Annotated in this window: 18 protein-coding genes; 12 read left to right on the top strand and 6 right to left on the bottom strand. The window is 66.3% G+C overall.

All coding sequences use genetic code 11. The features are described from left to right. Positions 1-340: 340 nt before the first annotated feature. Together ACWF9G_RS02250 and ACWF9G_RS02255 are read right to left on the bottom strand one after the other, a co-directional pair. Positions 341-961, bottom strand: a complete 621-nt coding sequence (locus tag ACWF9G_RS02250) for a hypothetical protein (RefSeq protein ID WP_452513045.1) — start codon at positions 959-961, stop codon at positions 341-343. Positions 962-1,110: 149 nt separating this feature from the next. Further along, positions 1,111-1,722: a hypothetical protein gene (locus tag ACWF9G_RS02255; protein WP_452513047.1), complete on the bottom strand. Its 612-nt coding sequence runs from the start codon at positions 1,720-1,722 to the stop codon at positions 1,111-1,113. 377 nt (positions 1,723-2,099) lie between these two features. Here ACWF9G_RS02255 and ACWF9G_RS02260 point away from each other — a divergent pair, with 377 nt between their 5' ends. From ACWF9G_RS02260 to ACWF9G_RS02280, 5 genes are all read left to right on the top strand, one after another. Next, positions 2,100-3,716 carry a sensor histidine kinase gene (locus tag ACWF9G_RS02260; RefSeq protein ID WP_452513049.1) on the top strand — a complete coding sequence of 539 codons (1,617 nt, stop codon included), beginning with the start codon at positions 2,100-2,102 and terminating at the stop codon, positions 3,714-3,716. Continuing rightward, positions 3,713-4,387: a response regulator transcription factor gene (locus ACWF9G_RS02265; protein ID WP_452513051.1), complete on the top strand. Its 675-nt coding sequence runs from the start codon at positions 3,713-3,715 to the stop codon at positions 4,385-4,387. Before ACWF9G_RS02260 ends, ACWF9G_RS02265 begins: the two co-directional genes overlap by 4 nt. Before the next feature lie 105 nt (positions 4,388-4,492). Then, entirely contained in the window at positions 4,493-4,657 is a 165-nt protein-coding gene (locus tag ACWF9G_RS02270; protein ID WP_379310525.1) for a hypothetical protein, read from the top strand. Positions 4,658-4,909: 252 nt separating this feature from the next. Further along, a complete protein-coding gene (locus tag ACWF9G_RS02275; protein WP_452513053.1) occupies positions 4,910-5,545 on the top strand; it encodes a TetR/AcrR family transcriptional regulator in 636 nt (211 codons plus the stop codon). 193 nt (positions 5,546-5,738) lie between these two features. Then, a complete protein-coding gene (locus ACWF9G_RS02280) occupies positions 5,739-6,182 on the top strand; it encodes a hypothetical protein (RefSeq protein ID WP_452513055.1) in 444 nt (147 codons plus the stop codon). Between the two features lie 596 nt (positions 6,183-6,778). Here ACWF9G_RS02280 and ACWF9G_RS02285 read toward each other — a convergent pair. Then, a complete protein-coding gene (locus ACWF9G_RS02285) occupies positions 6,779-7,009 on the bottom strand; it encodes an SDR family NAD(P)-dependent oxidoreductase (RefSeq protein ID WP_452513057.1) in 231 nt (76 codons plus the stop codon). Positions 7,010-7,029: 20 nt separating this feature from the next. On the opposite strand from ACWF9G_RS02285, the gene ACWF9G_RS02290 reads away from it, so the two are divergent. The 3 genes from ACWF9G_RS02290 to ACWF9G_RS02300 all read left to right on the top strand — a co-directional run bounded on the left by ACWF9G_RS02290 (position 7,030) and on the right by ACWF9G_RS02300 (position 8,384). Beyond that, positions 7,030-7,257 carry a hypothetical protein gene (locus ACWF9G_RS02290; RefSeq protein ID WP_452513059.1) on the top strand — a complete coding sequence of 76 codons (228 nt, stop codon included), beginning with the start codon at positions 7,030-7,032 and terminating at the stop codon, positions 7,255-7,257. Between the two features lie 165 nt (positions 7,258-7,422). After that, complete coding sequence (locus ACWF9G_RS02295; protein WP_452513061.1) at positions 7,423-7,827, top strand: hypothetical protein; 405 nt, start codon at positions 7,423-7,425, stop codon at positions 7,825-7,827. Positions 7,828-8,093: 266 nt separating this feature from the next. Further along, complete coding sequence (locus tag ACWF9G_RS02300) at positions 8,094-8,384, top strand: hypothetical protein (protein ID WP_452513062.1); 291 nt, start codon at positions 8,094-8,096, stop codon at positions 8,382-8,384. A 220-nt stretch (positions 8,385-8,604) separates the two neighbouring features. On the opposite strand, the gene ACWF9G_RS02305 is transcribed toward ACWF9G_RS02300, so the two are convergent. Further along, positions 8,605-9,246, bottom strand: coding sequence for a TetR/AcrR family transcriptional regulator (locus ACWF9G_RS02305; RefSeq protein ID WP_379310518.1), 642 nt, complete (start codon positions 9,244-9,246; stop codon positions 8,605-8,607). Between the two features lie 169 nt (positions 9,247-9,415). Between ACWF9G_RS02305 and ACWF9G_RS02310 the strand changes: the two genes are divergently transcribed. Genes ACWF9G_RS02310 through ACWF9G_RS02325 form a run of 4 tightly spaced genes read left to right on the top strand, consistent with a single transcriptional unit; the run spans position 9,416 to position 13,510 of the window. Next, entirely contained in the window at positions 9,416-10,516 is a 1,101-nt protein-coding gene (locus ACWF9G_RS02310; protein ID WP_452513064.1) for a hypothetical protein, read from the top strand. A gap of 15 nt (positions 10,517-10,531) precedes the next feature. Beyond that, positions 10,532-11,092, top strand: coding sequence for an ester cyclase (locus ACWF9G_RS02315; RefSeq protein ID WP_379310516.1), 561 nt, complete (start codon positions 10,532-10,534; stop codon positions 11,090-11,092). Between the two features lie 34 nt (positions 11,093-11,126). Beyond that, entirely contained in the window at positions 11,127-12,719 is a 1,593-nt protein-coding gene (locus ACWF9G_RS02320; protein WP_452513066.1) for a zinc-binding dehydrogenase, read from the top strand. After that, positions 12,716-13,510: an MBL fold metallo-hydrolase gene (locus ACWF9G_RS02325; protein ID WP_379310514.1), complete on the top strand. Its 795-nt coding sequence runs from the start codon at positions 12,716-12,718 to the stop codon at positions 13,508-13,510. The genes ACWF9G_RS02320 and ACWF9G_RS02325 overlap by 4 nt, the downstream gene beginning before the upstream one ends. 282 nt (positions 13,511-13,792) lie before the next feature. On the opposite strand, the gene ACWF9G_RS02330 is transcribed toward ACWF9G_RS02325, so the two are convergent. Both ACWF9G_RS02330 and ACWF9G_RS02335 read right to left on the bottom strand, forming a co-directional pair. Continuing rightward, positions 13,793-18,124 (bottom strand): nSTAND1 domain-containing NTPase, encoded by a 4,332-nt coding sequence (locus ACWF9G_RS02330; RefSeq protein ID WP_452513069.1) that lies wholly within the window; start codon positions 18,122-18,124, stop codon positions 13,793-13,795. A 323-nt stretch (positions 18,125-18,447) separates the two neighbouring features. Continuing rightward, positions 18,448-19,560 (bottom strand): helix-turn-helix domain-containing protein, encoded by a 1,113-nt coding sequence (locus tag ACWF9G_RS02335; protein ID WP_452513071.1) that lies wholly within the window; start codon positions 19,558-19,560, stop codon positions 18,448-18,450. Positions 19,561-19,698: the final 138 nt, after the last annotated feature.

Consider the following 19,698-nt stretch of genomic DNA (forward strand, 5'->3'; position numbering starts at 1 on the left):
GGACCGGCATACGCTCGGGTGAACGGCCACGGCGGGCCAGCACATGCTCGCTCTGTGCGAGTGCATGGCCCAGACTCCGCGCGCCGCGAGCTTCTGATGTTGTGGCTGAGTCAGTCGAGGCTTTTCAGGGCTGCCGCCCACGGCGCCGGTTCGCCTTCGTTGATCCGGATGAAGCGCACACCCCAGTCGGCGAGGTTGGACAGTGCGGCAGCGACTGGGTTCCATGTTCGTCGGTTCTATGGCCCACCGACTCGTCGCCTCCGGATCGACGGTTGAACGTCCCCGGTGACGGTCTGACAGCCAACCTGGGCGGTGCCAACCCTTCTGGTTGCGGGGTCGGTCAGTAGGGCGGTCTCGGTAGACGTGTCGAATCCGCCGAACGTAGAACGTAGCTGCCACTGCCGATGATGTCGTGGTGCTGTTTGTCGGCCGGACAGACGCCCGATGCCGCCGGCGAGAACCCGTCGTAGAACAAGCCCGAGCACTTACGGCACCAGCGCCACTTGGCCTGCCCTCCTGCCCCGTCGCGATTGCCTTCGTCTTCCAGTCGGTAATGGCCGGAGCCGAAATTCACATGCTGAGAGACGATGTCCGGTGACGGGCAGACTCCAGCGAACTGGCCGGGAGTAGTTTCGAACCAGAGTCCTTGGCATCGACGGCACCAGCGCCACCCGGACTGGCCCTGTCCACCATCGGGGTCTTCCTTCAGGATGTAGTCGCCGGTTCCGTCGTCATGGTGGCCACCGTCGAAGATGTCACCGGCCGGGCAGCCGCCGCGGGTGCCGTTGCCCGTGTACCAGAGACCACTGCAACGCGAGCACCGCTTCCACAGGCGCTGCGTAGCAGAAGCCGGCGCGGCGTTCTCTACCATCAAAGGCAGAGTTAGAGCGGCTATTCCGACACCCGCTGCGACACGCAGCAGTGCGCGCCGCGAGGGAAACATTTCGTCGTTAGTGGACATCGGATCCACCTTTCTCCTTCGAGTAGTGGGGTCACAGCGTTCGGCTCCGGACAAGTTCGACAGGCGGTCATCGGCGTAAGGGGCTGGCCACCGCCGGGGAGGGCGGGCGGCCTGGCCATCAGGCGGCCGGGCCGTCCGCCCGGCGGACGCTATTGGTCGTTGGGTCCGTCGTTACGCCAGATCTGCAGAGTCCATCGCCACTGACCGCTGTTGTCGCCGAGGTTGTCGTCGTTGATTCCGTAGCCGAGGCGAACTGGGATGGTCGGGGCTTCGAAGCAGTTCACCGCAGCGAGTTCGCTGAGCAGATGCGGGTTGTACGGGTTGGGATCGGATCCGGAAGCGACCCAGCCTCCGGGGTTGTTGTTGAGCCGGAAGACGTTGGCGTATTTGGGCCAGCCGGGGAATGGGTAGCCCTCTGGCGCCTGCTCGGCCTTTCCGTCCATGTTGTAGTTCTCGGTGATCCAACCTTGGACGTTGACCAGTGAAGTCCATTCCACTTTCACGTGAAGGGCGTTGCCCGGTGAGATCCCGTTGTGAGGGTCGGGCCCCGGTGGGAAGTTCGCGTGCCCGCCGCCGGTCTGGGTGATGGTGAACTGCTCGTCGGGTCCGGCACCGGACAGGCACTTCTGCATGCCGGTCAAGTCGTCCGCGTGTGCGGGGGCGGCGGTGAGGATCATGGCACCCGCGCAGGCCACGGACAGGGCCAGCGCGACGATCCTGGAACCCGGGCCAGGACGGCATTGCAGGGCGAGGCGGTTCATGTTTGCTCCAATTATGTTCTAGGAAGGAAGGGTTCAACTTCTTCTGTGGACGTTTCCAGTGTGGGAGGGCCGAGCTGGGGCTGCCTCCGAGAGATCCTGGCGCCGGCACGTGGCTGTCCAGGAGACGGTTGTGCGGAAACCTTGGTTGCGCTGGCTGGCCGTCGCTGGATTTGATCAATTGGACGCAGCGAGTGAAGGGGGAAACCGTGGCCCACGATGCCGGTGTCGGGCGGGTGCCGGTGCGCGAGCGGCGTTGGCTCGGCGCCGGTTTGGGGGTCGCCGCTGCTTGCGTGCCCGCTGTGTGGGCGACGGTGGTGTCGTGGTCGGTGATGGCGCCGACCTGGTGGGAGGAACTCCCGCCTCGGCTGGTCGGTGTCGTGGTGCTGGTCACGGGTCTGATGGTGTGGATTCGCCTGGCTTCGCCCCGGACCGGCCAATTGATCGTGCTCGGGGGTGGGTTGTACTACCTGCAGTTCTTCCGTGCGGCCGAAGGCGTGCTGTTCGCGCTCGGTTTCTGCCTGGCGTATCTGTGGACCGCGGTTGCGGCGCATGTCCTGCTCGTCTGGCCGAGCGGCCGGTTCGGGAGCACCGTCGATCGCGGTTTCATCGTGTGCTGCTACTGCGCGGCGGTCGGGACGCAGGTGATCCGGTACATCCTCGACGATCCACAGGGTCCGTGGGCGCTACACCTGCCACAGCCAGGCAGTGTGTGGGGGACGATCGGAAGCACTTGCGCCGCAGTGATGTTCGTAGTCTCGGTCGGATTGGCGGTGCGGCGTTGGCTGTCCAGCCCGGTGCGTCGTCTGCCATCGGGTCCGGTCTGGGCGGGCATTGCGATCGCCGCGTCGGTCAAGTTCGCCGAGGCGGCGGCCAGCTTGGTCCCGACTCCGTTCGCGCTGCGTCTGGCGCTGGGATGGCTGTTCACCGTCGCGACGATGGTGTTGATGCCGGCGCTGTACCTGATCGGCTGGCTGTATCGGCGGTTCGGCCACCGTCGCGTGGTGGATCTGCTGTTGTCCCTGCAGGACAATGTTGCAGCCCTCACTGATCCGGCCTCGCTGCAGCAGACTCTCAGACGGACCCTCGGTGATCCGACCCTTGTCGTGGCTTACCGCCATGACAGTGAGGGATATGTCGATGTTCACGGCCTGCCGACCGAGATAGACCAAGCCGGCCCGGGTCGGGCTGTCACCGAAGTGCGTCGTAGCGGCGCGGTGATCGGGGTGATCGAACACGACGAGGTGCTGAGCCAACACGGGGAGGTGATCGACGCGGCAGTTGCCGCAGCTGGTCTGGCGATCGAGAACACCCGCCTTTATGCCACTCTGCACGCGCAACTGGAGCAGATCCGCGCCTCCAGGTTACGTCTGACCCAGACCGCGTTCGAGGAGCGCCAGCGTATCCAACGCGATCTCCACGACGGTGCCCAGCAGAGGTTCTTCGTCGTCCTCATGCTCCTCGACCGTGCGCAGCGGATGCTGGCGGAAGACCCGAACCTTACCGGCGAGCTCTCGGCAACTGTGCGCGGTGCGCATGGCGAACTCACCACAGCGCTGCGTAGTCTGCGGGAGCTCATCCAAGGCATCTACCCGACCGTGCTGGCCGACCACGGGTTGGCAGCCGCGATCGCCAACCTTGTCGACCAGGCACCGATACCTGTCGACTTCACCGTGACCTCCACCCGCTGGGCCCGGCACATCGAGATGACGGCGTACTTCGTCATCAGCGAAGCCCTGGCCAACGTGTACAAACACGCGGCCGCGACCCAGGTCCGGCTCGAGGTCGGAGTCCGCGACCAGCTGCTGATCACGACAATCATCGATAACGGCCGCGGCGGCGCCCGCCACACCGAGGGACTGGGGTTGGCGAGCCTGCAGAACCGGATCGATGCCGTCGGGGGGACCCTTTCTGTCCGGAGCAGGCCAGGCCAAGGAACCACCGTCATCGCGGCCATCCCACATCCGCACCCGAACACCACAACGGAGCTGTCATGAGAGTCGTCATCGTCGAAAACCAAGGCTTCTATCTGGATTTGCTGACCGACGCCCTGCGAGGCCGCGGCATCGAAGTGGCCGGGCGGGCCGCCAACCGCTCCGAAGCTCTGCGGGTCATCGACGAGACCGCACCGGATCTCGCCGTATGCGATATCCGGCTCACCGACGCCAGCGACGACGAGGGCCTCCGCGTCGCTGAACTGGTTCGTGCCCAGTACCCCGACGTCGCGCTGCTGGCCCTCTCGGCGCACTTGGAACCCGCCTACGCCGAGCGACTACTGATCATGGATACCGTCCCCCGCGCCGTCGGTTACCTCGGTAAAGAACGTCTGGGCGATCTCGATGAACTGGTCCAAGCCTTCCACCGCATCACACGCGGCGAGGTCGTCATCGACCCGTACATCATCAGCCAACTCATGGCCCGCCGCCGCACCGACAACCCGCTCGACCGGCTCACGCACGCCGAACGACGTGTCCTGGCTCTTGCCGCGGAGGGCTACTCCAATCTCGGCATCGCCCAGAAGCTCAACTCCAAGATCAGTACCGTCGAACACCATCTTTCCACGATCACCGACAAACTCGGCCTCGCTCAGGCCGACGAACCTACCCGGCGGCAGGTCAACATCCGCGTCCTGGCCACCCTGGCATACCTACGCGGCAATCACGGATAAACGTCGAGATTGTCGTAATCGCCAAAACGTGATGTGTCACCTTCGTGATTGAAGACGTAGTCGGTGGTCGGCGTCCTACAGCCCCGATCGAAGTCGGGTCGGGCGTTGGTGCGCGCGTTCGTCGACCGTGCCCGGACCGCCGGGGCTGGTGAGGTGGCGGTGGTGCTCGACACCGACCCGCAAGGGCGGTGGGGCCGTCGGCGGTTCTTCGAGGCGCTCGGCGTCACCGCCGAGCCCGGCAGCGCCCTGCACTTCCGCCTCGTGCTGTGAGACGGTCCGGGGCTGCCAGGCCCTGACGGGGACGGCCCGGCCGACCCGGACCTGTGCGGGGCGTGCATCCCGCCAGAAGCTCGCCACCGCGCGATATCGACGCCTGCCCTGACAGGTGTCGCAGGCGACGAACGCCTCCATCAAATGAGTGTTGCATTCGTTGTGGTCGCCGATCATCAGGCCGGTGAGCCGCGGAGGGCCTTTTGCACACCTTTGCGCAGGTGTGGGATGGTGGTGGGTGAAAGGACGGACGTGACTGCGACGACGCATTCGACCACCGTCGGCCTCGGGCCGCGTGCGCTGGCCAACCGACGACGCATCGTCGCTGTGGCCGGGGACGAGTTGCTGCGAAATCCCCTGGCGAGTATGGAAGACATCGCTGTTGCCGCAGGGATGGTCCGCCGGACCCTGTACGGTCATTTCCCCACCAGGGAAGCGCTGATCGACGGCATGCTCGACGAGGCCTTCGAGCAGGTCGGTCGCGCACTCGACGGTATCGACACCGCGCAACCGCCCGCCCGGGCGACCGCGGATATGGCGGTCGCGCTGTGGGCTGTCGGCGACGAGTTCCAGCTGCTGCTGCGCCTGGACGAAGCCGGGTCGCGGGCCCGGATGGCCGACCGGCTCGCGCCCGTCCGCGCCCGGCTGATCACGTTGATAGCGGCTGGTCAAGCCGACGGAACCTTCGCTGGTCACCTTCCGCCCACAGCGTTGGCCGGGGTACTCACGGCGCTGGTGCTCGAGCTGCTGAATGCGCACAGCGATGGTGAGTGGGTCAGCGCCGAAGCCGCGCGCGACGCTGCCCTGGCTTGCCTGATCGCGGTCGGCGTCGACCGTTCGGGTGCCGCGGAGATCGCCCGGTCCGCCGCGGAGGCCGCGCAGCACTGATCGCAGGTGTGCTCGTCGGGCGATCGCTCGTCGAAACATGCTGTTCCCGAATGGATCCAAGGTGTGCTCTCCGGCACGAACCCTGGGCGGCTGTGAGTCCCTTCACGAGTTCTTGCACATTGGTGTGCAATGGACGTAGTTTCACAGCTACGTGCAATTGCACGATGGTGTGAAAATGTCGAAGGAGCGGGATATGACCAGCCAGGTGGCAACCGTGCGCATGGCGTACGCGACCAAGACCTCCACCGGGGGTGCCCCCGTCGATGTGTCCTCGTGGATGCTGCGCGGTGTGGGCGCGATCCGTGTCCTGTACGGCCTCGTCCCGTTCGCCACGCTGATCCTGGGGACCGATGTCGGCACCGGAATGGCCGTCCCTGTCTTCGTCGTGGTCGGCCTGGTGTCCGTCTTGCTCGGCCTGGCCACCGTTGCGCTGACTCCTCGGCTGCTGGGCCGCGACGACGTCGTCCTGGCCGCCGTCGGCGTCGACGCGATCCTCGTGGTCCTCGGCGTGGCCGCGCTCATGGTGGGCTGGGATCAGTTCACGGTCGCCGCCGCCGCGGTCGTCCTCGGCGGGGTGGTGATCGGGGCGTTGTCCGCGGCGGTCGTCGCGATCGTCACGGCGGTGCGCGAAGCCTGATCCGCGGACACGGTGCGAAGTGCCCGAGCGGCGCCCCGGAATTCCGGAGGCGCCGTTCGTGATTGGATGCGGTGCGGGGATTTCAGGGCAGAGTGGTTCCTTGCCAGTGCAGGGTTTCGAGGGCGACGGTGATGTGAACGCTGGATCATCCGAGGGGCGGGTAGGGGTTGCGGGCGCGAGCGAGCCTGCGGAGCAAGGTATTTCGTTGGATGTAGAGCCGATCGAGCTGGCTGGTCGAGCCATCGCCTTCGCGTACTGGCAACCACAGCACGTCACCATCCGCGAGATCGTTCTCGCCGCCACCGTCAGGAACCTTGAAGGCCCATCCGCAGGCCGACGATATCGGTATTCGCGGCATGGCAGGGCATCGGTGATGCCAGGAGGCGTAGAGCACTGCGGGATCACCAGCTCGGCGGGCTGCTGTCTCGACGGCGAATGCGGTGGCTGTGACGTGACGGACGGCACCGACGACTTGTTTGTTCGAGAAGCCGATCCCATTGCCCAGGTTGTAGATTCGGTGCTCGCCTGGCGGATGGCATCGAGCGCTAGCAGATGTTCATGCGCTAGGTCGGTTGCGTCACCAGCTACGTGGGCAGTCATCCACCAAGGGCAACGAAATCGCGCAGCGGATCACCGCGATCGAGAAATCCCTGGCAGAGATCACCCGACGCCAGGACAACATCCTCGAGGTAGCGCACTTCGAGCCGGGTGGAGTCGCACAGTGCCCAGACCCCGGCCTTGCTCGCGGTGTAGGGGCCGTGGACGGGTGAGTGGATGAAGGCTGCCATGGACGAAATCGCCAGCAGGTACCCGCGGTGCTCCTGCACGAAGGGCAGACCGGCGCGAAATGTACGCCAGACACGTCGACGGCCCGTCCCCGGGCGACGGTGTCACCACCGAGAGCGGCTGCCTGCCGGTGCGTGGCGTCGCCGTCGAGATCGAGCAGGGCGAGGTTGGCGCCGCGAGCACGCAGCGATGTGGCGACGGCGGCGCCGAGCCCGCCGGTGGAGCCGGTGATGGCGACGGTGCGCCCGGTGAGTTCGTATCGGGGCATGGCAGGTCCTCGGATCGGTGAGCCGGGCTGGGTCCAGGCGTCGAGTTGGCCAAGCAGCGTCTGCATGCGGTGGTGCCGGTCGAGAACGGTGTCGGTGACGATGTTGACGATTCCGCGAGCGGCGGAGACGGGAATCCATCGACGGGACAGATGATTCGAGTGCGTCGGGCCGCTAGCATCACGAGCGTGGGCGACCAGGACCGGCCGAGCGAGCGGGTTGTCGAGCAGCGACTGCGAAACCGCGCGATAGAGGCACTGGAGACACTCGTCGAGGGGGACGAGGGTGTTCGTACATGGGGGTACGGGGAATACATCAACGAGTTCTTCGACACAATTGACGACGGCGGAGCGTGGCTATGGCGCGAATGGTCGACGTTCACACCGGCAGAGGTGACCGCGCTCGACAAGGTGCAGCGAGCACTCCTTGATGCCTGTGCCGCGACACCTCGGATTTCCTCCGATGAGGAGTTCGTCGCTTCGGGGTGGCCTAGGCGTATCAAGCCGGTCGCGGCCGCGGCGCTCGAACTGATGCAGTCGAGAGGTCGTTTTCGAGAGGATCGCGAGGAAGATGTGCCTTCGCGTGCGAGCTGAACTCACACCACCGATCGCACGGGAATCGGCATGAGCGTGCATCGGCAGGCCGCCAGTCCAGGGGCGCGCTCAACCGCGCGACATGCGGCATGACAGTGCGTTGAGAACGCACCCGCTGCAACGGCAAAGCGGCCAAGGCGCTGCCTGTGCCTGGGCAACCCTTCAGAGTGTTGGTGAGTCGCTCCCATACGTCTCAATCACCATGTACGTAAAGTGATCTGGACGCTCGTTGGTTGTCAATCCGACCTTTGCATGGAGGCCACGCGATGTCAGAAAACGAAGCTCAGCAGACCACACCCAACCAGGCAGCCACGCTGTCACTGGCGTACACCCAAGATCAGCCCGCTATCGCATTCGCTGAAGGATCGGCGATCCCTACAACCCTTCCGGTCGTGGATGGTGACGGTCGAGTGGTGGCCGTCTACCGAGCCGAGGCGCTTCCCCCGTCGCAGGCGCAGTCGCGGTCGTTCACCACCGCAGACCACGCCCTCATCTATGAACCGGAGCACGGGCTGTTCGATGTCAGCTACGCAGCCGCTTGGACGCTCGGCCGATAGCCGTCATCGAGGAAGCGGCGGTGACCGGTTTCGATCGGTCCCGCTGCGTCCGCGTGCAGTCCTCGGGGTGTCAGTCAGCATCGTTCCAAGGATGATCAGACATCCTGCATTCGCCATGAGGGTGCGTTCGGCCGACCACAGCCCGGCCGGTCGGAGCCGCCCCGTAAGCGGCATGTGCGGAAGTAGCGACGGCCCCGAGATACCCCGGGGCCGTTAATCTTCAGCTAACGCATCCCACGCTATTCGCCGCCGGCGGGTCGAGGTGAGTGGTGATGAGGCCGACCATCAGGTCGACGGTGAAGTCGAATTCGCGGTCGCGATCGAAGCGGGCGAGATGGGGTGCGGCCTGGGCGACTTGCGGGAGGCCGGAGGCTTCCAGGGTGTGTTGGCGGTCGGCGATTTCTTCGGGGTCGGTTGTTCCGAAGGTGGGGCCTGCGGAGACCTCGCGCAGGAGGGTGCCGATCATCGTGGCCAAGAGGGAGCGCATGAGGTGGACTGCTTGTTCAGTGCTGCAGCCGGTTCGGCGGAGCACGGTGAGAATGCTCTCGGCGGGGGTCAGGCCGGCGGTCGAGGACAGTTGGCGGGTGAGGACGAGGGTTGCGGCGCGGGGGTGGGCGAGGGTGACGCGGCGGAATTCCTGAGCCCAGGCGCGTAGGTCGCCTTCGATGGAGTCGGTGGGCGTGGGCGGGTGCAGTTGTTCGAGTAGGTACTCGGCGACGGCATCGAGGAGGTCGTCCTTGTCGTCGACGTAGTGGTAGAGGCTCTTGGCGTCGACGCCGAGGACGCGGCTGACCGAACGCATGGTCACGGCCTCGATGCCCTCGACGTCGATGACGCCGAGGGCGGCATCCCGGATTGCCACCCGGGACAGCTGCGCTTGTTCCTTCCGGGGACGGCCTCGTCGGGGTGCGCTCGATGCTCGCTTGTCCGCTGTCACGCCGGTCATGATTCCACTCTTGCATATTTCCACGGCGTGGGTTTAATCTGGCATTAATTCCACGCCGTGGGATTAATGATGTGAGGTGATACCGATGCGAATGCCGTGGCGACTGGGTGACGTGCTGGACCTGGCGAGCATCGGCTCGCGGGTCGACAGCCTCACCGACCTCTCGAGGATCGATGGCGGCCCAGGGGCGCGGCTGACCGCTGTCCGGACCCAGGCGCAGGACTTCCGCCGGGAATTCATCGAAACCGGTACCCCCGACAGCGTGACCACCTGTGACCTGGTGACCCTGCCGTATCCGACCCGGTTCGGCCTGTTCCGCGCCTCCCGGGCGATCGCGCCGTTCCTGGCGATCACCAACCGCCTGCTGGTCATCCGGTGGCACGAGAGCGACGGAACTCCCCGGGTATTGCTGTTCGAGCCCAGCGATGTCGAACTCAGCCGCTACACACCGTATTTCGACAAGCTCGCCGCTCGCACGCCCGATGTCGTGCTGAAGCGGATGGTGACCGAGCACGCGACCGTGCTCACGCACCTGGCGCGCCTGCGCATCGACCCGTCCGAGGTCGACTACCTGATGTTCGACCATCTGCACACCCAGGACCTGCGCCGCTGGATCGGCGCGACAGCGCCCCAGCCCGATCTCGGAGAGCAGCCGAAGCCGCTGTTCCCGCGGGCGAAGGTCATCGTGCAACGCGACGAACTCGCCGCGATGGCCGACCTGCATCCGTTGCAGCGGCCGTGGTACCAGCCCGGCACCTACCGCGACGTGCCCCCGGAAGCGTTCCTGCCCATCGATGGATCGGTCGTCCTCGGTCCGGGCGTCGCGGTGGTGAAGACGCCGGGACACGTCTTCGGCAATCAGAGCCTGGTCCTCAACACCGCCACCGGCGTGTGGGTGAGCAGCGAGAACGTCATCGCCGCCGAATGCCTGACACCGGAGCATTCCCGGATGCCGGGATTGGCTCGCTGGGCGCGCGAGTGGGACCAGGAGGTTGTGCTCAACGCCAACACCATCGAAACCACTGTCGACCAGTACAACTCGATCGTGCTGGAGAAGACGCTGGCCGACCGAAGCCAGCGCGATTCCCGCTTCCTGCAGTTCTTCCCGTCGAGCGAGCTCACCGCGTCGTGGACCAATCCCGGTACGTCGCCGACGTTCACCCACGACGCCATCACTCATCACTGACCCCTAGGAGACCTCATGACCGATCGATTCGCCGTACCGCCCGTCGAGGTGCTGAGGTCCAGGGAGAAGCTGGTCCTCGATCACTTCCACGACGAGGTGGCGCAAGAGTGGGATGCGGTGCTGTCCACGTTTCCGCACCCGCACTACGAGATCATCCCCACCCTCACGGTGCACGACGGTGATTCCGAGGTGCGTGGCTACTACCACGACACCCGGGTCGCCTTCCCCGATCAGGATCACGAGATCATCGCCCTGCGGCACAGTGCTGACGCCGTGATCGTCGAATTCTGGCTTCTCGGAACCCATCTGGGGCCGTTCGGCGGGGTGCCGCCCACCGGCTCACGGCACCGCACGCGGGTGACGGCCTACTTCGTCTTCGACGAGGACGAGAACCTGGTCATCGAGCGGATCTACTTCGACACGCTGTCGATGCTCAAGCAACTCATCGGCGGAGTGAATCTGCGCGACCCCCGCAACTGGCCGCTGGCCGTCCGCGCCGTGCGCGGGCTGCTCGCGCTGTCCAGTCATCCGAACTCGCTGCTGGTCGATACCCCGCGCGCCGACCTGTCGGCCTGACTCCACACATCGTGCTGTGAAAGGACACCCACCCATGCGTGCACTCATCGGCGGCACCGGTCGGCACTGGCAGCTGCGGAACATCGAAGCCCCGCACCAACTCGGTGCGATCCGCCTCCAGGTCATGGCCGCCGGGCTGAATCGCGCCGACCTCTACGCCCTCGACGGCAGCTACACCGCCAACTCCCAGCAGGCCGGCGAGTTCACCGCGGGCATGGAGGTGGCGGGCGTCGTGGAAACGTCCAGTCCGCTGGCACCGCACCTCACGGCCGGGACACGGGTCATGGGCATCACGGTCGGTGGTTTCGCCGACTACGCGCTGTGTGATCCACGGTTGCTCGTGCCCATCCCGGACGGTCTGAGCTTCGAGGAGGCCGCGACCCTGCCGGTCGGGTTGATCACCGAACACGATGCCCTGGTCAGCCAGGCGGGTTTCGTCGCGGGCAACAGCGTGCTGATCGTCGGCGGCACCAGCTCGATCGGCCTGGTGGGCATCCAGCTCGCCAAGGCACTCGGTGCAAGCGTTGTCATCGCCACGACCACCAGTGACGACAAGCGGGACGCACTCACCGCCGCGGGTGCCGACGTCACCGTCGACACCACCACCCAGGACCTCGCGGAGGCGGTGGCGGCGGCCACGAACGGCAGCGGTGTCGACATCGCCCTCGACCATGTCGGTGGAGAACTCTTCGCGCAGTTGCCGGCGGCAACCGCGATCGGCGGCACCATCGTCAGCATCGGCAGACTCGCCGGTGCCGCGACCACCCTCGACCTCGACACCATCGCCTTCCGCCGCCAGCGTCTTCTCGGCACCACATTCAGTATTCGCACCCGTGCCGAGCTGGCCGAAGTGGTTGCCGCGCTGACCCCGCAGGCCCTTCCCGCCGTCGCCGCGGGCAGGATCAGTCCGCGCGTGGACAGCGTGTTCGCTCCCGAACAAGCCGAACACGCCGCCGAGCGGCTCCGCGGGAATGGGGCGGTCGGCAAGATCGTGTTGTCCTTCGCCGACGCACACAGCGGGCCCGCTCCGTCACCGTCGCCGCGCGCCAACATGTTCGGCACCATCCGCCAGATCGGTTATGTCGTGCGCGATATCGAGTCTTCCATGCGCGGATTCATCGATAGCGGCATAGGTCCCTGGTTCTACCTGACGGGACTGAGGCCAGGGAATTTCATCTATCGCGGCGAGCCGTCGGGCATGGTGATGGATGTCGCGGTCGCCAACAGCGGCGATATCCAGATCGAGCTCATTCAGCCCGTGAACCAGGAACCGTCGATGTACAAGGACTTCCTCGACGCAGGCCATGAGGGCATGCAGCACATCGCCTACTGGGCCGAGAACTATCAGGATCTCTACGACGGGGCACTGGCTGCCGGGTTCACCGTCGGACAGGAAGGCGAAATCGGCGGCCCGACAGGACGATTCGCCTACCTCGAAACCGAACACCACCCCGGTACCGTCATCGAGATCTCCGACCTGAGCGGGACGAAGAAGTTCGTCTTCGACCTCATCAGGCTCGCGGCAGCGAACTGGGACGGTACCCACCCGATCCAGGTCGTCGACCCTGCCCTGCTCAGCGGCGATCCCGCGGCGATGGACGAGATGAAGACAGCGCTGGGCGGATGAAGGTCCATCACCTCAACTGCGGCACCATGCACCCGATCGCCACACCCGGCGGACTGATCTGCCACGTCCTGCTGGTGGAAACACCACGAGGACTCGTCCTCGTCGACGCGGGCTTGGGTCTGCGTGATTCCCGTTCTCCCGGCGAAAGGTTCGGGCCCGCCCGCTTCTATGTCCGGCCCGTATTCGATCCTGCCGAGGCCGCAATCACGCAGATCCAGCGGCTCGGCTTCGATCCCCACGACGTGCGCCATATCGTGCTCACCCATTTCGACGCCGACCACGCCGGCGGCCTGGCCGACTTTCCCTGGGCTCAGGTGCACCTCACCGCGGCGGAGTCCTTCGCCGCCCGGCATCCCCGCACGCTGGTCGAACGCGGGCGTTACCTACCTGCGCAGCGATCCCACAACCCGATCCTCGTCGAACACACGCCGGACGCGGGGGAGGCCTGGCGCGGGTTCGCCGGCGCCGAAGAGCTCACCGACATCTCGACCGGCATCGTGCTGATCACTCTGCCCGGCCACAGCCGCGGCCATGCGGCGGTGGCGGTCGATGCCGGTGATCGGTGGATTCTGCACGTCGGTGACTCCTTTTACCACCACGGTCAGCTCGACGGAACCCGCTCAACGCCGCGGGCGATCACGGCGATGGAACGAGTCATCGCCTATGACTGGAAACGGGTCGTGGCCAATCATGAACGCCTTTCCGAGCTGTGGAACGCCGCCGACCCCGACCTGCTGCTGGTCAATGCGCACGACCCGTATCTGCTCCACAAGGCGCTCGGACCGGCTTGACCCTGTCGGCCTACCGGATCACACTCGTCGGCCGAACCCTAGCCACCACCCGCGACACAGCACGCCGAACACTGACGGCCCCGTCAACGCGCGCTAGCCGCCCAGCTGGACGGGCGGAATCGGCGCGTCAATGGCAACGTGCCGGTTCCGTTCCCATCTTCTCTTCGATGTGCCCCCGGCAGGACACGCACAACATGGACAACGGGGAAAGCCTGGTCATCGTGGGAACGTACCTGGTCTGAGTGGCATTCGGGTGTGGCGGAGAACAGGGCTGTCAGCGGATCAGTCGGGCACGTTCAGCATGGGGCAGGGGGCTCGGTACTCGATGGTCGGCGACACCCACTCGTCCCATTCGGCTCGGGTCATGTTGGCGGTTAGTTTGCCGCAGAGTTCCTCGCCCCACCTGTTGGGGCCGGGCCACAGTATCCATCCGTCGTCCGCTCCGCGGGACACGATGTGGCTGCCGTCGGCGGTGAAAGCCAGACCTAGTACGGCACCTGTGTGGCCGGTCATCGGGTTACCGACCGGCCGACCGGTCTGAACTTCGCGCAGCTGCAGTTCCGATGTCTTGATGTTGGCGGCAACGGCGTAGGTGCCGTCGGGACTGAACGCGACGGCACCGCCATGGCTACCGCCCTCGGTGGCGATCCACGGTTCGTCGATCGGCTGCCCGGTGGCCGCATCGTGCAGGCGCAGCGACTTGGTCGTGCTGACCAGTATGCGTTGGCCGTCCGGGCTGATCGCGGCGCCGGCGATCGGGGCTTCGTCGTCCTGTTCCACGAGGTCGGCGAGAAGGCCACCCCGGCTGATGATGGGTGGTCCGGCAGGCTCCCCGGTGTCGGTGTTCCAAACGCGGACAGCGGAGGGCGTCATTTCAAGTGGGTTGGCGAAGACGTTGCCGGTCTCCTCCACCCTGTTGGTGTCGCCGGAGGCGAAATGCGTTGGCGCCACGGTGATCAGCCGGTGCCCGTCGGCGCTGAATCCGACGGTGGAGACGAAGTCTTCATCGCCGCCCAGCGCGGTGCCCCGGGCCGGGCTCGTCGAGATATCCCAGAGCCAGGGGTAGGAGTCGAGGAAGAGGGAAGCGAGACGACGCCCGTCCGGGCTGAAGGACAATCCCAGGATCGTCTTGGTAGGACCGGTCAGGGGCGGGCCGTCGGGCTCACCCGTGTGCGCATCCCAGATGTGGACCGTATTGGCGATGCCGTCGGCGGAGGCGATGGCCTGTCCATCCGGTCGCCAGGCCAGTGCGGATACCCGCCCGACGTGGCCGGTCGAAATCGTACGTATGAGCTCGCCGGTGTCGATCCGCCACAACGCGATGTCGGATTGGTTGTTCGCGTCACGTGTCGCGGCGGTGCGCCCGTCAGGACTGACCGCAGTCGGCGCGGACCCGACAAAGGCGAGGCCTGGGAGTTGTGTCCCGATCCATTGATCGGGATCGGCTGCCCACACGTGGATCGTATTGTCGCCGCCGCTGATGATCCGGGTGCCATCGCCGCTGTAGGCCACGGCGGTGACGGCCTCGGTGTGACCGCTCGAGGGTGGCCCGACCGCCGTCCCGGTGTCGGCGTCGCGCACGCGGATCTTGCCGTCGGAGGCCCCGATGGCGACACGGCGCCCGTCCGGGCTGAACGCCAAGTCGTAGGGCCCATAACCGAATTCGGTCAGCCCGTCAACGATCGGCCTGCCCGAGTCGGCGTCGGTGATGCGCAGCTGCGACCCGTCCGAGGGCGTGCGGGTGTCGTCGTCGGCCGACGACGAATCCGTAGGGTCGCTGCCGACCCGATAACTGATCGAGGCGATGCGCCGGCCGTCAGGGCTGAAGTCCACATCGGTGACCGAGCCCTTATGCGAGGGCAATGGCGGACCCGCCGGCTGGTGGCTGTCGACATGCCACAGCCGCGCCAGTCCATCCAATCCGCCCGTGGCCAGCCGGGACCCGTCCGCGCTGAATGCGACCGCTGATACCACACCGTCGTGTCCGCGGATCGGCTCGCCCGTCTGCGCACCCGTTGTCACCTTCCACAGCCGGGCCGTGCCATCACGGTTCCCCGTGGCGAGCAGGGCACCATCGGGGCTGAACTCCATACTTGTGACGTCGTCGAATTGACCGGTTAGCACGTGCACGGCCGCGCCGGTATTCGCGTCCCAAATGCGCACGGACTTGTCCTCTGCGGCCGAAGCGATCCAGCGCCCATCTCTGGTGTACTCGATGCCCCAAGCCTTTTCCGAGTGCCCGGCCAGCGGATCTCCGACGGGCTCACCGGATTCGAGATCCCACCTGCGGATCAGGCCGTCATCGTCGGCCGAAAGAACGTGGCGGCCATCGGGACTGATCGCGATGCCGTTGACATCCGATGGCGCCGTGATCACCCGCTCCAAACGCCGCGTATCGATCAGCGTGTTCAGTAGGGCATCCGGATCCGATCCGGGCGCCAAGGTCTCGGCTGCGAGCATTTGCTGTATCGCGCGCCGGTCACCGCCCAACCGGGCACCGCCGAGCATCGCGCGTGACTGCCCGACGAGCTTGGCCGCGATCGCCTCCTGGGCTTGTCGGCGGGCCTGCTGCTCGGCGGAACGTGCTCGGTTGAGGCTGATGACGGCGACGGCCGCAACCAGGACAATCACGGCGAGCAGCGCCGCCAGCACCTGTGAACGCCGCCGCAGCGTGCGTGCGTGCGCTTGCGCCTCCAGTTTGTCCGCTTCCAGTTTGCGATTCGTGCGACGGCGCGACGCGAGCAGGAACTCGCCGGCGGGGTCGAGGCGTGCCCCGAATCCCCGCTGTGCACTCAATGTTTCGGCCCGGGCCAGCCGCACACCGTCGAGCAGCCAGTCATCGTGGCGGCCGCTTCGCTCCCACGCGACGACAGCCCGCTCGACCGCGTCGGCGTCGCGCAGGTCCGACGCTTCGGCCCGTAACCAGCCCGCCAGCTCGTCCCACTGGTGCAGCAGACTCTCCAAGGCCGCCTCGACGACGATCCGGCCGTCGCGCTCACCCTTGACCAGCAGCCGCCGACCGACGAAAGCGTTCAACAGCGCGTGACTGTGCTCGGGCAGGTCGGCCCAGCGCGCGATGCGGCGCATCGGTTGATCGGTGTCCGAATTCACCGTCGCCAGCCAGGGGATAAAGGCGTCATGCAATCGATCGAGCTGCTCGGAGCGCTCTGCCGGATCCGCCGCCAGCAGGTTGTCGATTTCGTTCTGCACTACTCGGCGCATGCCGCCCATCGCCTCGTAGCGGTCGACGGTGACGGCGTCCTCGCTGCCGGCATAGTCCTCATAGAGCCGCGACAGGGTCAATGCCAAGAGCGGCAACGTGTCGGCGCCGCCGGACGCATCCTGGGCGAGTCGGTCGACGAGCTCCGGGGTCAGTTCGAACCTGGTTCCCGACTCCGCTGCACGTCGGGCGGGCCCGTAGATGACCTCGGTGAACTGAGCCTGCGGCATCGCCTTCAATCGGTCGAACAGGTGACTCTGCACGGTCGACAACTGCGGCGCGGTCTGCAGCGGCTCATACCGATCCGAGCGAATCGTGGCGACCACGATCATGTCCAGCCCGGTCGAATCGTCGTCGCTCAACAGCCGCCCGAGCAGCTCCAGGAACTCTGGCCCCTCTTCCCCCGCGTCGGCACCGAACAATTCCTCGGCCTGGTCGAGCGGCAGCACCAGTGTCGGCGGCGTCGCCGATGTCGGCGCATCCAGCAATCGGTTACGCGCGGCCACGGCCGCCTCGGCCAGCCATGCCCGTACCGTGCCGTCGTCGGAGATCGCGTTCTTGATTTCCCCCAAGTTCGGCTCGATCAGACCGACCTCCTTGCGGAGGTCATGGATCGAGCGGGCCAGACCGGTCTCGCCGGTCAGCGTATGACGTTGCGGGCGTACCACAGGCATCGTCAAGAACCGTCGGTCGTCGCGGTGCACGCGGGGCAACATGCCGGCACGCAGAAACGACGACTTCCCGACCCCCGACGGCCCGAGGATGACGAACATCCGTTCGCGGCCAGCGACACGCATCTCACGAAGTTCGTCCAGCGCACGCACGATCTGCGCGTCCCGTCCGAAATAGACTGCGGCATCGACCGATTCGAGCGGCTGCCAACCCCGATACGGTGAGCGGTCCGGGTCGTCGGGCGGCGGCCACGCGAAGCTGTCGGCGCCGATCCCCACCTCCCGCAGCCCCGCCAGCAGCCGATGCAACCCGTCGACCTGCAGCCGCACCGGCTGCTCGTCACCGTCGACAACGACCTCTGCCGCAGGGCCGTCCCCGAACAGGTCGCAGCTCTGCCACGCGCGGGTCACGTCCTTTTCGTGGAACGCTTCGATCCGTGCACAGAAGATCGGTTTGCGCATGCCCTCAGCCTGGCGATATTCAGCGTGGCACTCCGCAGAGGTCGCCCAACTGCTCGACAGCAGGCAGATAACCGCCTCGCAGCGCGCGTTCACCTGCCACAGTGCTTCCGTCCACAGCATCCCCGTACGGATACCGGTCTCGGGGTCCAGATCGAGGTAGATCTCGCCGGCCAACCCCGGCTCGGCCTGCTCGAGCCAGCGCTTCACTGCGATCGCGTGACGATTGTCCCGCCTCGAATGACTCAGGAAGACGCGCGACATCTGATCACACAGCCCGGGAACAGAGTGCGGTTTTGAGCCGCGATGAGCCCACGAGCCACATCGTCAACCCCGCGGTCGCGTCTGGCTTTCCGACGCGCCATTGGTGCGACCATGTTGCCTCCCTGCGGAACGAAGGAACTCGATGCGGGCAGTGACTCCTATCTTGAGCCGCCACACCGGCCCGGTGAACGAGTAGCCCCCTACTCGATTTCCGAGAATCGTCATCAGGAGCTGGCGTCCCCAACAGCAGATATGGCGCTGCCCAGCCCGAAGAGCGCCACTGTCGACCTAAGTTGACCTGGGCCGAATGACTTTCTCCGCGCTCATGTCCGGTAGGTGTCGTGGAACGCTTCGCGCACGGTGGCTGCGCAGTGTCGATCCCGCTGCTCTATCCCGCTCACGATCTCCGACACTCGCCAGTAGTGCGACGGGACCAATCGGCCGCTGGTGACCACGCCCAGCGCCGCGTTTGCCGCCTCATCGGGTTTGTCGGCGGCGACCAGCGCCAGGCCGAGGTCCAGGTTCGCCATCGCGATTCGGCGCGGTCGGACGCACGCCGCGCGCTGGAGGTCGGCCACGACATTGCGCGCGTAGACCTCGGCCGCCGGGTCACCCAGCCAGGACAACGTGGTGGCGACGTAGGTATCGGCCTTCGACGGGTCGTAGCGAAAGTGATGCTCGGGCCGGTCGGGGGTGCGCAGGCCGGATACCAGGCGCGCGACATTGCGCAGCGCCCCGTATGTACCCGCGCTGTCACCGATTCGTGCCAGGGCGCGGCCCTGCTGCGCGGTCGCTTGGATGTAGGCCGAACTGTCGGCGGGGGAGACATCGCGCGCCGCCTGCGACAACTCGGCCGCTGCGGCGAACTCCCGATTGACGAGGTGCTGCCAGGCCCGCGTCTCCAGCGTCCAGGCCGATATCTCCGGGTGCTCGGACTCCTCGGCGATATCGCGGGCAGCGCGCAGACGGGCAGCGGCGGCCGGGAGTTCGTCCAGGTCGATGTGGCATGTTCCCGCCAGCAGGGAGAGCCACCCGGCAGTGACCAGAAGGCGGCGGTGCTGGACCAGTGTCATCTTCCCGTCCAGCAAGCGCGCTGTGTATCCGAGATGCTGACGAATGCTGACCAGCAGGTCGGCGGGCGCGGTGGTGGAGTATGCCGACGCCAGATCATCCACGGCCATCTCCAGCCGGTCCAAGGTATCCCCGCCGACATCGGACGCGGCGACCCGTTGTATCCATTCGGCCCCGGCGCGTTCCCCGTCGGCCGGTTCGCCAAGTGCGGCGGTGTAGGCGGCGGCGACCTCGGCCGGTACCGGCCGCTTGCCGGACTCGATGAGCGACAGATACGCGGGTGAGTAGTGCGTCATCCGGGCGATTTCGCGCAGCCCTATCCCGGCCGCCTCACGCGCGGCTCTCAGCTGTGCGCCCGGTTCCATCGCGGTGATCCTTCGGCTCGGTGAGCTGTGAACACTCTGTCAACACCGTAAGCCTGTGACCACCAATAACGCACGCCTAGCGTTGATTTCAGCCCCACTGCCGGGCCGATGCTCGGGGGCGATCCTCGGCACATCGTG

It is taken from the genome of Nocardia sp. NPDC055029, assembly GCF_053608525.1.

Bases quoted from the DNA above. Each gene is read 5' to 3' on its own strand.
- ACWF9G_RS02250 (WP_452513045.1), bottom strand. From the start codon at position 961: ATGTCCACTAACGACGAAATGTTTCCCTCGCGGCGCGCACTGCTGCGT.
- ACWF9G_RS02255 (WP_452513047.1), bottom strand. From the start codon at position 1,722: ATGAACCGCCTCGCCCTGCAATGCCGTCCTGGCCCGGGTTCCAGGATC.
- ACWF9G_RS02265 (WP_452513051.1), top strand. From the start codon at position 3,713: ATGAGAGTCGTCATCGTCGAAAACCAAGGCTTCTATCTGGATTTGCTG.
- ACWF9G_RS02280 (WP_452513055.1), top strand. From the start codon at position 5,739: ATGACCAGCCAGGTGGCAACCGTGCGCATGGCGTACGCGACCAAGACC.
- ACWF9G_RS02290 (WP_452513059.1), top strand. From the start codon at position 7,030: ATGTACGCCAGACACGTCGACGGCCCGTCCCCGGGCGACGGTGTCACC.
- ACWF9G_RS02300 (WP_452513062.1), top strand. From the start codon at position 8,094: ATGTCAGAAAACGAAGCTCAGCAGACCACACCCAACCAGGCAGCCACG.
- ACWF9G_RS02310 (WP_452513064.1), top strand. From the start codon at position 9,416: ATGCGAATGCCGTGGCGACTGGGTGACGTGCTGGACCTGGCGAGCATC.
- ACWF9G_RS02315 (WP_379310516.1), top strand. From the start codon at position 10,532: ATGACCGATCGATTCGCCGTACCGCCCGTCGAGGTGCTGAGGTCCAGG.
- ACWF9G_RS02320 (WP_452513066.1), top strand. From the start codon at position 11,127: ATGCGTGCACTCATCGGCGGCACCGGTCGGCACTGGCAGCTGCGGAAC.
- ACWF9G_RS02325 (WP_379310514.1), top strand. From the start codon at position 12,716: ATGAAGGTCCATCACCTCAACTGCGGCACCATGCACCCGATCGCCACA.
- ACWF9G_RS02330 (WP_452513069.1), bottom strand. From the start codon at position 18,124: ATGTCGCGCGTCTTCCTGAGTCATTCGAGGCGGGACAATCGTCACGCG.
- ACWF9G_RS02335 (WP_452513071.1), bottom strand. From the start codon at position 19,560: ATGGAACCGGGCGCACAGCTGAGAGCCGCGCGTGAGGCGGCCGGGATA.